The organism is Lentzea sp. NBRC 102530 (assembly GCF_030269365.1).
In the GTDB taxonomy this organism is placed as follows: domain Bacteria; phylum Actinomycetota; class Actinomycetes; order Mycobacteriales; family Pseudonocardiaceae; genus Lentzea.
On the sequence record NZ_BSTF01000008.1, the window covers coordinates 257,920 to 270,638 of the forward strand.

General features: G+C 70.5%; 12 protein-coding genes. 5 read left to right on the forward strand and 7 right to left on the reverse strand.

Features of this window, described 5'->3' with window-relative positions:
• Position 1: 1 nt before the first annotated feature.
• The gene (locus QSK25_RS23005) at positions 2–706 is read left to right on the forward strand and encodes an alpha/beta hydrolase (protein ID WP_285641128.1); all 705 of its coding nucleotides are present in this window, start codon (positions 2–4) and stop codon (positions 704–706) included.
• Here QSK25_RS23005 and QSK25_RS23010 read toward each other — a convergent pair.
• The 3 genes from QSK25_RS23010 to QSK25_RS23020 are packed head-to-tail and all read right to left on the reverse strand — an operon-like array spanning position 681 to position 2,578.
• Positions 681–1,190 (reverse strand): hypothetical protein, encoded by a 510-nt coding sequence (locus tag QSK25_RS23010; protein WP_285641130.1) that lies wholly within the window; start codon positions 1,188–1,190, stop codon positions 681–683. The two genes, QSK25_RS23005 and QSK25_RS23010, sit on opposite strands and share 26 nt — an antisense overlap.
• Positions 1,191–1,237: 47 nt before the next feature.
• Positions 1,238–1,852 (reverse strand): class I SAM-dependent methyltransferase, encoded by a 615-nt coding sequence (locus tag QSK25_RS23015; RefSeq protein ID WP_285641132.1) that lies wholly within the window; start codon positions 1,850–1,852, stop codon positions 1,238–1,240.
• 18 nt (positions 1,853–1,870) lie between these two features.
• Positions 1,871–2,578: a MerR family transcriptional regulator gene (locus tag QSK25_RS23020; protein ID WP_285641135.1), complete on the reverse strand. Its 708-nt coding sequence runs from the start codon at positions 2,576–2,578 to the stop codon at positions 1,871–1,873.
• A gap of 128 nt (positions 2,579–2,706) precedes the next feature.
• Between QSK25_RS23020 and QSK25_RS23025 the strand changes: the two genes are divergently transcribed.
• Positions 2,707–3,150 carry a hypothetical protein gene (locus QSK25_RS23025; protein ID WP_285641137.1) on the forward strand — a complete coding sequence of 148 codons (444 nt, stop codon included), beginning with the start codon at positions 2,707–2,709 and terminating at the stop codon, positions 3,148–3,150.
• A gap of 33 nt (positions 3,151–3,183) precedes the next feature.
• Here the strand turns inward: QSK25_RS23025 and QSK25_RS23030 are convergent, their stop codons facing one another.
• Positions 3,184–4,776, reverse strand: a complete 1,593-nt coding sequence (locus QSK25_RS23030; RefSeq protein WP_285641139.1) for a PucR family transcriptional regulator — start codon at positions 4,774–4,776, stop codon at positions 3,184–3,186.
• Between the two features lie 104 nt (positions 4,777–4,880).
• On the opposite strand from QSK25_RS23030, the gene QSK25_RS23035 reads away from it, so the two are divergent.
• Together QSK25_RS23035 and QSK25_RS23040 are read left to right on the forward strand one after the other, a co-directional pair.
• Positions 4,881–6,164: an aspartate aminotransferase family protein gene (locus QSK25_RS23035; RefSeq protein ID WP_285641141.1), complete on the forward strand. Its 1,284-nt coding sequence runs from the start codon at positions 4,881–4,883 to the stop codon at positions 6,162–6,164.
• Positions 6,161–7,642, forward strand: coding sequence for a CoA-acylating methylmalonate-semialdehyde dehydrogenase (locus tag QSK25_RS23040; RefSeq protein ID WP_285641143.1), 1,482 nt, complete (start codon positions 6,161–6,163; stop codon positions 7,640–7,642). The genes QSK25_RS23035 and QSK25_RS23040 overlap by 4 nt, the downstream gene beginning before the upstream one ends.
• An 81-nt stretch (positions 7,643–7,723) precedes the next feature.
• Here QSK25_RS23040 and QSK25_RS23045 read toward each other — a convergent pair whose 3' ends face one another.
• Positions 7,724–9,778 (reverse strand): elongation factor G-like protein EF-G2, encoded by a 2,055-nt coding sequence (locus tag QSK25_RS23045; protein ID WP_285641145.1) that lies wholly within the window; start codon positions 9,776–9,778, stop codon positions 7,724–7,726.
• A 236-nt stretch (positions 9,779–10,014) separates the two neighbouring features.
• Between QSK25_RS23045 and pdxS the strand changes: the two genes are divergently transcribed.
• Positions 10,015–10,908 carry a pyridoxal 5'-phosphate synthase lyase subunit PdxS gene (gene pdxS, locus QSK25_RS23050; RefSeq protein WP_179953702.1) on the forward strand — a complete coding sequence of 298 codons (894 nt, stop codon included), beginning with the start codon at positions 10,015–10,017 and terminating at the stop codon, positions 10,906–10,908.
• Positions 10,909–10,983: 75 nt separating this feature from the next.
• Here pdxS and QSK25_RS23055 read toward each other — a convergent pair whose 3' ends face one another.
• Together QSK25_RS23055 and QSK25_RS23060 are read right to left on the reverse strand one after the other, a co-directional pair.
• Positions 10,984–11,727 carry an LppU/SCO3897 family protein gene (locus QSK25_RS23055; protein ID WP_285641149.1) on the reverse strand — a complete coding sequence of 248 codons (744 nt, stop codon included), beginning with the start codon at positions 11,725–11,727 and terminating at the stop codon, positions 10,984–10,986.
• A 5-nt stretch (positions 11,728–11,732) separates the two neighbouring features.
• Positions 11,733–12,704: an LppU/SCO3897 family protein gene (locus QSK25_RS23060; RefSeq protein ID WP_285641151.1), complete on the reverse strand. Its 972-nt coding sequence runs from the start codon at positions 12,702–12,704 to the stop codon at positions 11,733–11,735.
• Between the last annotated feature and the right edge of the window lie 15 nt (positions 12,705–12,719).

Sequence of the window (12,719 nt, forward strand, 5' to 3'; positions counted from 1 at the left end):
CATGGGGATGTCGCGGCGGGCCGTGCTGCTCGGGGGCGCGGGGGTGCTGGGAGCAGCGGGGACGTACGGCGCGCTGACCCCGCGCGGCCGTCGCCTGCTCGGCTGGACCGGCCCCGACGGGGTGGTGCCCGACGTCGCACCCGTACCTGTTCAGCCCATGCCGTGGGGTGCCTGGATGGGTGCGGCCGGGCCGGTGGTGCTGGTGCTGCACGGCCGGGGCGGCGGCAGCGTCGGCTGGTGGGAGCGGCTGGGCCTGCCGAGGTTCCTGCACGGGCACGGGTTCCGGTGCGCCGTGGTCAACGGCGCCGACGACTACTGGGTGGACCTGACGCCGCCGGTGGAGTTCGAGGCCGCGCTGGGCGTGTCGATGGGCGGGTTCGGCGTGCTCGACCTCGCGACGCGGCGGCCGCTGAAGGCGGTGGCCGCGATCAGCCCCGCGCTCTTCCCGTCGTGGGAGGACGCCGAACGGATCGACGGGTTCGCCTCGCGCGAGGTGTGGGAGGCGCACGAACCGTTGCGGCACAGCGAGAGGATCACGTCCCCGACCGGCGTGTGGTGCGGGCGCGAGGACCCGTTCCACGACCCGGCGCGGGACCTGGCGACGGCGATCGGCGCCACCGGGTCGTTCGAGCACGGCGAGCACACCGACGGCTACTGGCGCCGTGTGCTGCCGGACGCCCTCAGATTTCTCGCGCGGCGACTTTGAGCCGCACCACGGCCGTGCCCGCCTTGCGGTCGTGCCAGGTCCGGGTGCCGCGCAGGTCGAGCGCCTCCACGACGGACAGCACCAGCAACGCGAAGCCGCTCACGAGCAGCAACGACGACAGCCAGCCCGCCGACCCCGCGTTCACGTGCTCACCGACGACGACCCACGGCTGCTGCCAGCCGAGCGTCGTCATCAGCGCGGGCTCCCGCCAGCCCAGCCCGGTCAGCACGAGCACCGCGCCCACGCCCGGGAGCGCGGTCGTGACGAGCGTGCGCGCCAGCACGCGTCTGAGGTTCAGACCGGACGCGGGGCCCACGACCCGCAACCCCGTGACGGCCTTGCCGACGGTGTTCACGCGCAGCAGCAGAGCGTCGTACACCGCCGCGCAGAGCACCACGGCAGCGGGTTCGTGGACCAACGGCCAGACCACGACCAGCACCAGGAGCCAGTCGAGCAGACGGGCGATCAGCCGACGAACGAGCATGATTCACGCTAAGCGGCGGACGACCGTCATAAGTGGTCAGTTCATGGTCAGTTGCCGCGCCCGAACTCGGCAACCCACCTGCCGTTGTCCCGCCTGGTCGACCGGGTGGTGAGGCCGTCGGCGGCGAACGCCTCGACCTCGGACGGCGTCAGCGGCCACGGCGGACCGTCGGGGGCGGGGCCCTCGTCCCGCGCGACGGCGAGGACGAGCAACGTCGACCCGGTGAGCCAGGAGACCTTCGCGGTGGCCTCGGCGTGCATCTGCACGGGCAGGGCCTGGACCGTCATGTTCTCCACGACGAGGTCGAACCCGCGGTGCCACTCGGCGGGCGGGTTCAGCAGGTCGGCCACCACGTAGGAGACCTTGGAGTCCGGGTGGCGGGCCTGGACGGCCGCGATGGCGGTGGGGGAGATGTCGAACGCGGTCACCTCGTACCCGCGCGAGGCGAGGAACTCCGAGTCGCGGCCGAGACCGCAGCCCACGACCAGGGCGCGCTGACCGGTGCCATCGGAGGAGGCGGCCCACTCGACGAGGTGCGGCTGCGGATGGGGGACGTCCCACGGGACGGAGGCGGTGCCGGCGTCCGCCTGCGCGTAGAGCTCCTCGAACCATCCGGTCGGATTGGCGGCTTGCAGGCGGCGGGCGTCGTCATCAGCGGACATGACGACCACCCTGTCACCTCACCCGGCAGCGCGCGCCCGGTTCACGTAGTCCACCAGGCCGTCGTCGGCGGGCCAGCCGATCTGGGTGCTGATCGACGTCTTGTTCTCGTTCCAGGAACGTTGTGCCGCGGCCTGGATCGCCGCGTCGCCACCGGTGAACCTGGCGCCCAGCTCGTCCCACTGCCGGACGAGGTCCGCGACGCGCGGGTCGGTGGCGGGGGTGCCGTCGGCCATGTGCTGCCTCAGTTGCCGGACGAGTTCCAGCCAGGACGCCTTCAACGCCTCCACGGCCTCGGGGCCCATCGACGCCGCCCGCGACCGCAGGTCGGCGAGCTGGTCCGAGGTGAAGTAGCTCTCGTACACGGACATCATCTCCAAAGTGGACAGGAGGGACTCGGTGGTGTGCCCGTCGAGCAACGCGGTGAGCCTCGACCGCAGTGCCTCCACCTGGCGGGCCTGGGCGGTCAGCGCGGCGAGCTGGGCCTCGAAGAGGGGCCGCAGCGAGTCCGAACGGGACAGTGCCGAACGGACCTCCGCCAGCGAAAGACCGAGCTGGCGCAACGATCTCACCTGATAGAGGCGCCGGACGTCGTCCGGTGTGTACCGACGGTGACCGGAGGACGTGCGCTCGGAGGCGACGACCAACCCGATCTCGTCGTAGTGGTGCAGCGTGCGGACGGTCAGTCCACTCGCCTTGGCCAGGTCACCGACGCTCCAACGGGTCACACCGACGACGGTAGGACCTCCCGTCGCGTGAGGTGCAAACCCTCACCACCCGATCGAGCGGGTTAATTCGCGAACCGAACGCGCCGATGAAATCGAAGATCGGTCCCCAAACCAGATTGAGGAAAACTGTGTCTCGTACCGGACTGTTCCGTGCCGCCGCCCTGCTCGCCGCCAGCGCCGCCCCGCTGCTCGCGGGTTCGGCCAGCGCCGCCGAGCTCCCGCAGGTCGGCGCCGGCGTTCCCGAGGTCGGCGCGGACAAGCTGATCACCGACGCCACGCAGCACGCGAACCCGCTGGAGTCGGCCAACGCCGTCCAGCTGCCGCACGTCAAGGCCCCCGTCGGCGGCGACCTGCCGATCCCGGCCCTGCCGGGGGCCGCGCAGGAGCGCACCCTCCCGAACCCGGTCGCGGCCGAGCTCGGCACCCTCCCGTCGCTGCCGAACGCCCAGGAGCTGGCCGGCACCTCGCACGTCGGCGACCTGAAGGCCCCGGCGCTGTCCGACCTGCCGACCAACAACGTCGTGCCGAACCCGCACGTTCTCTCGGGCACCCTCCCGACGATCAACGGCTGAGTTCTCGCACGTCGAAAATGGGCCCGTGCGCGCTCACGGGCCCATTTCGTGCACCAGCAGGGCGACGTAGAGCGAGAGCACGGACTCCGGGTCCTCCAGCGAGACGCCGAGAACCTGCTCGATCCGTCCCAGCTGCTGGTAGTACGCGGTGCGGGAGAGGTGCGCGGCCGCCGCTGCCGCCGACTTGTTGCCGCCGTTCTCGCACAGGCACCGCAGCAGTTCGACCAGCCGGGAACCCTGCGCCGAGTCGCGGCGCAGCAGCGGGCCCAGCTCGCGGTCCGCGAACGCCCGCACCCGTTCGTCCTCGCGCAGCAGGTGCAGCAGGCCGCGCAACCGCACGTCGTCGAGCCGGTGGTACAGCTGGGATCCCGGTGCTCGCAACGCCGCGCCGGCCACGTGCGCGGCCTCGCCGAGCGAACGCCGGACGTCCGATGTGGACGTCACGGTCGTGCCCACCGCGATCACCACGTCCGAGGCCGCCGTGCGGTGGATCTCGCGGGCGACCTTGCGCAGCACCCCTTCCACGCCAACGGTCATCGGCACCGACAGCAGCGCGCGCACCGAGGTGTCGTCGACGACGCCGACCAGTGCCGCGACCGTGACGCGGCGCGCGGCCAGTGCGGTCGCCTCGGCGAGATCGCGCAGGACTTCTTGGGTGGCAAGCGTTTGCCCCTGCAGCACGGACACCGGTCGCACCGCGACGCCGATGAGCTGGCGTCGTTCGAGGGGCACGCCGAGAGCTGCCGCCCGCGCGCCGAGGTCCGGTGACTGCGGCGACTGGCCGAGCAGCTGGGCGAGCAACGTCCGGTGGGTCTGGCGTTCCAGCGACTCGCGGTCGCGGGCGACGAGCCGGTGCACGGCCAACGCCGAGGCGGCGCGTTCGGCGACCACGACGTGCCGGTGCGGCGGTGGTTCCGGCGAGACCAGCACGAGCCGGCCCCAGTCCGCGCCGCGCGCGCCGACGATCGTGATCAACCAGCCGGACGCGGTGTCGTAGGCGGTCCGTTCGGTGACGGTGACGGCCCGCGAGCGCGCCGCCCAGTCGTCCAGCAGCGTCACGGGGTCGTGCCCGGCGGCGTCGTAGGCGAGCACGTCGTGCCCGAGCGTCTCCAGCACGACCGCGAGCCCGGACGTCCGCGCGACCTCCCGCAGCACCTCGGAGGGTTCGGCGCCCGCGACCGTGAGCGCCGTGAACGTCTCGTGCACCTGCTCGGCGGCCCTCAGCTCGGCGAGCTGGGCGTCCACGATCAGCCCGACGACGGCCTCGGTGACGGCGACGTACTTGGTCTCCTCGGTGAGCGTGACCAGCGGCAACCCGTGCCGTTCGGCCTCGGTGACCAGCGCGGCCGGCACGTCGTCGCGCCACCGGCGGCCCAGTTCGACGATGAGGCCAGCGCAGCCGACCGCGGCCAGTTCCTCGACGTAGCGCGCGAGGCCCGACTCGGGCAGCATCACGCCTGTCGTGAGCACGAGTTCGCCGCCGCGCAGCAGCGGCGCGATGTCTGCGATCTCCGCCACATGGACCCAGCGGACGCGTCGGCCCAGACCCGCCGAGCCGGCGACCAGACGGGGCTTTCCCTGCCGGATGACCGGCAGAGCGACGACTTCGGCGACCGTCGGGTACATGGACACAACGTAATGCCAACCAGCCGATCCGGGTACACGTTGTGCATGGCGGGGAGGGTGTCCCGCCAGCAGACTTCGAGCCAGGTGACGACTGGGAGGACGAGATGGCCCACAAGGAGCTGCTGGCCCGGCACCGCGCGGTGATGCCGAAGTGGCTGGCCCTCTACTACGACGAGCCCATCGAGATCGCGAGCGCTTCCGGGCGCCGGGTGACCGATCGCGAGGGCACGACCTACCTGGACTTCTTCGCGGGCATCCTGACCAACGCCATCGGCTACGACGTCGCCGAGATCAGCGACGCGATCCGGTCGCAGCTCGACACCGGCGTGCTGCACAGCTCGACCCTCTACCTGATCAAGTCCCAGGTCGAGCTGGCCGAGAAGATCGCCGAACTCTCCGGCATCCCGGACGCCAAGGTGTTCTTCACGAACTCCGGCACCGAGGCCAACGAGACCGCCCTGATGCTCGCCACGCAGGCCCGGCGCAGCGAACAGGTGCTGGCGCTGCGCAACAGCTACCACGGCCGTGCGTTCGCCACGATCGCCATCACGGGCAACCGCGGCTGGTCGGCCTCGGCCCTGTCGCCGATCAAGGTCAGCTGGGTGCACGGCGGCTACCGCTACCGCTCGCCGTTCAAGTCGTTCTCCGACGCCGACTACATCAAGGCGTGCGTCGACGACCTGCGCGAGATCATCGAGACCACCACGTCCGGCGACGTGGCGTGCATGATCGCCGAGCCGATCCAGGGCGTCGGCGGCTTCACGTCCCCGCCCGACGGCCTGTTCCGCGCGTTCAAGGACGTGCTGGACGAGTACGGCATTCTCTTCGTCTCCGACGAGGTGCAGACCGGCTGGGGCCGCACCGGCGAGCACTTCTGGGGCATCCAGGCGCACGACGTGGTGCCGGACGCGATGACGTTCGCCAAGGGCCTCGGCAACGGTCTCGCGATCGGCGGCGTCGTCGCCCGCGGCGACCTGATGGACACGATCAACGCCAACTCGATCTCGACGTTCGGCGGCAACCCGGTCTCCACCGCCGGCGCTCTCGCCACCGTGAACTACCTGCTGGACCACGACCTGCAGGCCAACGCGGCCAAGCTCGGCTCCCGCCTGCTGGGCGGTCTTCGTTCGCTGGCCGAGAAGTACCCGGTGATCGGCGACGTGCGCGGCAAGGGCCTGATGGTCGGCGTCGAGTTCGTCGGCCCCGAGGGCGAGCCGAACGCGGCGGCCGCCTCCGCCGTGCTGTCCGAGTCGAAGGCGCTCGGCCTGCTCGTCGGCAAGGGCGGGCTCTACGGCAACGTGATCCGGCTGGCCCCGCCGATGACGCTGACCGAGGACGAACTCGAAGAGGCGCTGGGGATCCTGGCTCAGGCGGTGGAGAAGGCGTGATCAAGCACTGGATCAACGGCAAGCCCTGGGAATCGGCCTCGGAGCGGGTGGGTGACGTCTACGACCCGACGACCGGCAAGGTGGCCGACCAGGTCGCCTTCGCGTCGATGTCCGAAGTGGATGCCGCGGTGTCGTCCGCAGCGGAAGCGTTTGCGTCCTGGCGCAACGCGTCCCTGGCGTTGCGTTCGACGGTGATGTTCAAGTTCCGCGAGCTGCTGAACGGCCGCAAGGACGACCTCGCCCGCCTGGTCTCCTCGGAGCACGGCAAGGTCGTCTCCGACGCGGCCGGCGAGATCCAGCGCGCCCTCGAATCGGTCGAGTACGCGTGCGGCATCCCCCAGCTGCTGAAGGGTGGCTTCAGCGAGAACGCCTCGACCCGCGTCGACGTCTACTCGATCCAGCAGCCCGTCGGCGTGGTCGGCGTGATCTCGCCGTTCAACTTCCCGGCCATGGTCCCGCTCTGGTTCGTGCCCACCGCAATCGCTTGCGGCAACACCGTGGTGCTCAAACCGTCCGAAAAGGACCCTTCCGCCGCCGTCTTCATCGCCGAGCTCTTCGCCCAGGCGGGCCTGCCCGACGGCGTCCTGAACGTCGTGCACGGCGACAAGGTGGCCGTCGACCGCCTGCTGGAACACCCGGTCGTCAAGGCGATCTCGTTCGTCGGCTCGACCCCGATCGCCCGCTACGTCTACGAAACCGGCACCGCCGCAGGCAAACGCGTGCAGGCCCTGGGCGGCGCCAAGAACCACATGGTCGTCCTGCCCGACGCCGACCTGGACCTGGCCGCCGACGCCGCCGTGTCCGCAGGCTTCGGCTCGGCGGGCGAACGCTGCATGGCGATCTCGGTCGTCGTGGCCGTGGGCGAGGTGGGCGACGAACTGGTCTCGCGGATCAAGTCCCGCATCGCCGACGTGAAGGTGGGGTCCGGTGCGTCCTGCGAGATGGGGCCGCTGGTCACCGGCGTACACCGGGACAAGGTGACGTCCTATTTGGACGCTGGGGTGGCTGCCGGCGCGGTGCTCGCGGTCGACGGCCGCGACCACCCGATCGACGGCGACGACGGCGGGTTCTGGCTCGGGCCGACGCTCTTCGACCACGTCGGCACGGACATGACGATCTACACCGACGAGATCTTCGGCCCGGTGCTGTCGGTGGTCCGTTGCGCCACCTACGAGGAGGCCGTCGAGATGGTCAACTCGAACCGGTACGGCAACGGCACCGCGATCTTCACCAACGACGGGGGAGCGGCGCGGCGGTTCCAGAACGAGATCGAGGTGGGCATGGTCGGCGTGAACGTGCCGATCCCCGTGCCCGTCGCCTACTACTCGTTCGGCGGGTGGAAGGAATCGCTGTTCGGCGACTCGCACGCTTATGGCCCGCACGGCGTGCACTTCTTCACCCGCTCGAAGGTGGTCACGTCGAGGTGGCTCGATCCGTCGCACGGCGGCGTGAACCTCGGGTTCCCGCAGAACACCTGAGGCGTGCTGACGCAGGGGTACCCCCTGACCGGGAACCCCTGCGTTTCACCGTACTCGCGCGGTCCGACAAGATCACCGCGTCTACTTCGCGCGGGCCGCCAGCGCCTCCGGCAGCGGGTCGTAGCGGGAGAACCGACGGGTGAACGTCCCCGTTCCCGACGTCAGCGACCGCAGCTCGATCGCGTACCGCAGCAGTTCCGACGAGGGCACCTCGGCGCGGATCACCGTGCGCCCGCCCTCATCGGCCTCGGTCCCGAGCACCCGCCCGCGCCGCCCGGACAGGTCGCCCAGCACCGTGCCCAGGTGTTCGTCGGGCAACCGGATCAGCACCTCGTCCATCGGTTCGAGCAGCTGGGTGCTGGCGGCGGCAGCGGCCTCCTTCAACGCCAGCGCACCGGCGGTCTGGAAGGCCGCGTCCGACGAGTCGACGGAGTGCGCCTTGCCGTCCACCAGGGTCACCCGGACGTCGACGACGGGGGTGCCGTCGCGCAGGCCGCGTTCCAGCTGGGCGCGCACGCCCTTCTCGACGGACGGGATGAACTGGTGTGGCACCGAGCCGCCGACGACCTTGTCCACGAACTCGAAGCCGGAGCCGCGGGGGAGCGGTTCGACCACGATGTCGCACACGGCGTACTGGCCGTGACCTCCAGATTGCTTGACGTGCCGGCCGTGGCCTTTCGCCGACCCGGCAAAGGTTTCGCGGAACGGCACGCGCACCGGTTCGGTGTCGATCTCGGCTCCGCCGGCACGCAGGCGGGCCAGTACCACGTCGGCGTGGGCCTCGCCCATGCACCACAGGACCATCTGGTGGGTCTCGGCGTTGCGGTCGAGGCGCAGGGTCGGGTCGCTCGCGACCAGGCGGTTGAGGTTGCGGGCCAGGTTGTCCTCGTCGCTGCGGGTGCGCGGGACGACGGCGATGGGCAGCAACGGTTCCGGCATGTTCCACGGCGCCATCAGCAGCGGCTGCTCGGGCGCGGACACGGTGTCGCCGGTCTCGGCGGTGGTGAGCTTGGTGAGCGCGCACAGGTCGCCCGCCACGCAGTACGGGACCTCGCGCAGCGACGAACCGAGCGGGGAGTAGATGTGGGCGACGCGTTCGTCCGCGTCGTGGTCCTCGTGGCCGCGGTCGGCCATGCCGTGGCCGGAGACGTGCACCGGGCGTTCGGGGCGCAGCGTGCCGGAGAAGACGCGGACCAGCGACACGCGGCCGACGTAGGAGTCCACGGCGGTGCGGACCACCTCGGCGACGAGTGGCCCGTCCGGGTCGGCGGCCATGCGGGGCTGCGGGATGCCGTCCACCGACGTCACGGACGGGACCTCGTGTTCGAGCGGTGACGGGAACGCGCGCGCGATGCCGTCCAACAGTTCAACCAACCCCATGCCCGTTGCGGCGCACACGGGCATCACGGGGTGGAACGAGCCGCGCGCGACGGCCGTCTCCAGGTCGCTGATGAGCGTGTCCTGGTCGATCTCCTCACCCTCGAGGTAGCGGTTCATGAGGGACTCGTCCTCGCTCTCGGCGATGATGCCCTCGATCAGCGCCGCACGTTCCTCGGGGTGGTTCTCACCCGACGTCAGCAGCCCGACCAGCGAGTCGCCCTCCTGCATGTAGAGCGGTACGACGCCGGCGCCGAAGGCGGCCTGGCACTCGATGACCTCGTTGGCGAAGTTGGCGCGGTGGTGGTCCGTGCGCGTGATGACGACGGCACGCGGCATGCCGACGAGGGCGCACTCCTCCCACAACGCGATGGTGGCGGCGTCGACGCCCTCGAAGGCGTTGACAACAAAAAGGGCCGCGTCCGCGGCCCGCAGTCCTGCCCTGAGCTCACCCACGAAGTCGATGTAGCCGGGGGTGTCGATCAGGTTGATCTTGATGTCCCCGTGCTGGATCGGGGCCACGGCGAGGCCTACCGACCGTTGTTGTCGCACGGCCGCTGGATCGTGGTCGCAGACCGTGGTGCCCTCGGTGACCGAACCGGCGCGGTTCAGGACCCCGGTGGCGGCGAGCAGGGCCTCGGTGAGCGTCGTCTTGCCCGCGCCGGACGGGCCCACGAGCACGACGTTGCGGACCTTGGCCGGGTCGTTCACAGCGACCGCGCCTGCCGATGTGCCGTTGTCGGAGTGCTTGCTTCCCATGGCGACCTCCGTCAAGTCGTAGTGTTCGATCTCACACCCGTTCACCTCCCGGTACAACCCCGCAGACCCATCTGGTCGCCGACCGGCTTTTCCCGCCCGACTGAGTGACACGTGTCACGACCTGCGGTTGATCGCGAAGTGGCCTTCCGTTTTGCGGCTCCAGTGGCTTGGGCGAGGTGGCCACGTCGGACGTACGGTGAGTTCACCAAGACTTCCCCTCGTGAAAGGTTGCCCAGGTGAGCACTGATCAGGTCACGGGTACCGCCCGCGTCAAGCGCGGCATGGCCGAGATGCTCAAGGGCGGCGTGATCATGGACGTGGTCGACGCCACCCAGGCGAAGATCGCGGAGGACGCGGGCGCCGTCGCCGTCATGGCGTTGGAGCGCGTCCCGGCCGACATCCGCGCCCAGGGCGGCGTCGCGCGCATGAGCGACCCCGACCTGATCGACGGGATCATCAACGCCGTCTCCATCCCGGTCATGGCGAAGGCCCGCATCGGCCACTTCGTCGAGGCCCAGGTGCTGGCGTCGCTCGGCGTCGACTACATCGACGAGTCCGAGGTCCTCACCCCGGCCGACTACGCGAACCACATCGACAAGTGGGCCTTCACGGTTCCCTTCGTCTGCGGCGCGACCAACCTCGGCGAGGCCCTGCGCCGCATCACCGAGGGTGCGGCCATGATCCGCTCCAAGGGCGAGGCCGGCACCGGTGACGTCTCCAACGCCACCACGCACATGCGCAAGATCCGCCAGGAGATCCGCCGCCTGCAGAACCTCCCCGAGGACGAGCTGTACGTGGCCGCCAAGGAGCTCCAGGCGCCGTACGAGCTGGTCAAGGAGGTCGCCCAGAACGGCAAGCTCCCCGTCGTGCTGTTCACCGCGGGTGGCATCGCGACCCCGGCCGACGCCGCGATGATGATGCAGCTCGGCGCCGAGGGCGTGTTCGTCGGTTCGGGCATCTTCAAGTCCGGCAACCCGGCCCAGCGCGCCGAGGCCATCGTGAAGGCCACCACCTTCCACGACGACCCCGACGTGATCGCCAAGGTCTCGCGCGGCCTGGGCGAGGCCATGGTCGGCATCAACGTCGAGGACGTGCCGGAGCCGCACCGCCTGGCCGAGCGCGGCTGGTGACTCCTGCTGATTCGCGAAATCCCCCTGCCGTCCGCTGGATGGCACGGGGATTTCGCGTTGCGGTGCCGCTTCTCGTCAGCCGGTCGTGACGGTGAGGCAGTAGGTCGTCTTGATCTCCGGGTACGCCAGGGCGAGCGCGGGGTTCGGTCCGCACGCCGCCTTGTCGACGGTGTTCGGCAGCACCTTCGCCTGCACGACCCTCGGGGTGTTGCACGGCCGTTTCGGGATCGCGGCCTGGAGCGCGGCGAGGGAAACGTCGTAGCACTCGCCGTCCGCGAACACCGGCACCAGGCACACGTTCATGCCGTATCCCTTGGTGTACTTGACGTACGCCTCTTCCTGCTCGCCGCACTTCTCGTTCGTCGGCATCGTCTTGACGACCGTGTAGTTGTGCTTGTTCTCGGCGCACTCGGTCTTCGTGTACGTGACTTCGAACGTGGTGCCCTGCAGTAGCGCGCAGTCGCCGACGAGCGCGAACGGCGGTGGCTTGCTCGTGGTGGTGGTCGGTGCCGCGGTGGTGGGCCCGCCGGTGCTGAACTTCATGTCGTCCTTGCCCACGAACCACAACAGCCCGGCACCGATCGCCACGACGAGCACGAGCAGCCCGAGCCCGATCAGCAGTCCGGCGCGCGCGGAGTGCTGCGGTGCCACGTCCAGCAACGGCCGCGGCACGTCCGGGGCCGACGGCTCGTGCTGCGGCGCGGCGCCCGAGTAGGCGCCGAACGGGTCAGGGTCGATCGGGCCGTACATCTCGTCGCGCACTTCGGGACGTCTGCGCTCCGGGCCTTCCGGCGCGGCCCAAGGGTTTTCGGGGTTCACAGGGCTCACTCCGCCTGGCTGAAGCAGTAGGTCGTCTTGATCTCGGGGTACGCCAGGGCGAGCGCCGGGTTGGGTCCGCACGCCGCCTTGTCGACGGTGTTCGGCAGCACCTTCGCCCGCACCACCAGGAAGCTGCAGTCCGCCTTCTTGAACTCGGCGTCGAGGCTCGCGAGGGTGAGGTCGTAGCACTGGCCGTCGACGAACACCGGGATCAGGCACACGTTCGAGGACTTGCGGCCGTCCCACCCCCGGTACTTCACGTACGCGTCGGGGTCGTCGCCGCACTTCTCGCCGGCGCCGGGCACCTTGCTGACCGTGTAGTTGTGCAGGCCCGACTCGCAGGGCTGCTTCTCGTAGACCGGGTTGAACGACGGGCCGGACAGCTTCACGCAGTCACCGACCTGGGCCGCCGGGGGCAGCGGGGTGGGGTTCGTGGTCGGGACCGCGTAGGTCCGCGGGGCGGTGGTCCTGGTGGGCGTCGCGATCTCGACGTTGCGATCCACGACCGCGAAGAAGACCGCGCCCAGCGTCAGCAGCAGCAGGAAACCCAGGACGAGTCCCACGACCAGCGGTGCGTTGGAGGTCCTTTGTGGAGGGACGGGCGGGCTGCCGTACGGGGATGCCGGGTCGTGGACGCGCTGGGGCGGCGCCGCCCAGGGGTTGTACGGCTCGCCCGAGGCGGGTGGGGGAGGGCCGACCTGGTGGACGGGGGTGGCGGAGTAGGCGGGGCCGGTGGGGTACGACGGGAGCGAAGCGATCGACTCGCTCGGAAGCACGGCCGGCTCGACCGGCGTTCCCACCGGCACGTTCTGCGGCGCAGCCCACTCGACCGGCTCCGCCGGCGCGCCCGAAGCGCTCTCCGTCGGCGTGTTCTCCGGCGCGCCCGAGGTGCCCTCCGGCGTGACTGCCTCTGCCGGCGGAACCGAGGCTCTGCCGGGCTCCTCGGGCGAGGCGGGCGGGATGGGCGGAGTCGTCATGGAATGCCCCCAATG

Excerpts from the sequence above, each read along its gene's own strand:
- QSK25_RS23005 (WP_285641128.1), top strand. The coding sequence starts at position 2 with ATGGGGATGTCGCGGCGGGCCGTGCTGCTCGGGGGCGCGGGGGTGCTG.
- QSK25_RS23010 (WP_285641130.1), bottom strand. The coding sequence starts at position 1,190 with ATGCTCGTTCGTCGGCTGATCGCCCGTCTGCTCGACTGGCTCCTGGTG.
- QSK25_RS23015 (WP_285641132.1), bottom strand. The coding sequence starts at position 1,852 with ATGTCCGCTGATGACGACGCCCGCCGCCTGCAAGCCGCCAATCCGACC.
- QSK25_RS23030 (WP_285641139.1), bottom strand. The coding sequence starts at position 4,776 with ATGTACCCGACGGTCGCCGAAGTCGTCGCTCTGCCGGTCATCCGGCAG.
- QSK25_RS23035 (WP_285641141.1), top strand. The coding sequence starts at position 4,881 with ATGGCCCACAAGGAGCTGCTGGCCCGGCACCGCGCGGTGATGCCGAAG.
- QSK25_RS23045 (WP_285641145.1), bottom strand. The coding sequence starts at position 9,778 with ATGGGAAGCAAGCACTCCGACAACGGCACATCGGCAGGCGCGGTCGCT.
- QSK25_RS23060 (WP_285641151.1), bottom strand. The coding sequence starts at position 12,704 with ATGACGACTCCGCCCATCCCGCCCGCCTCGCCCGAGGAGCCCGGCAGA.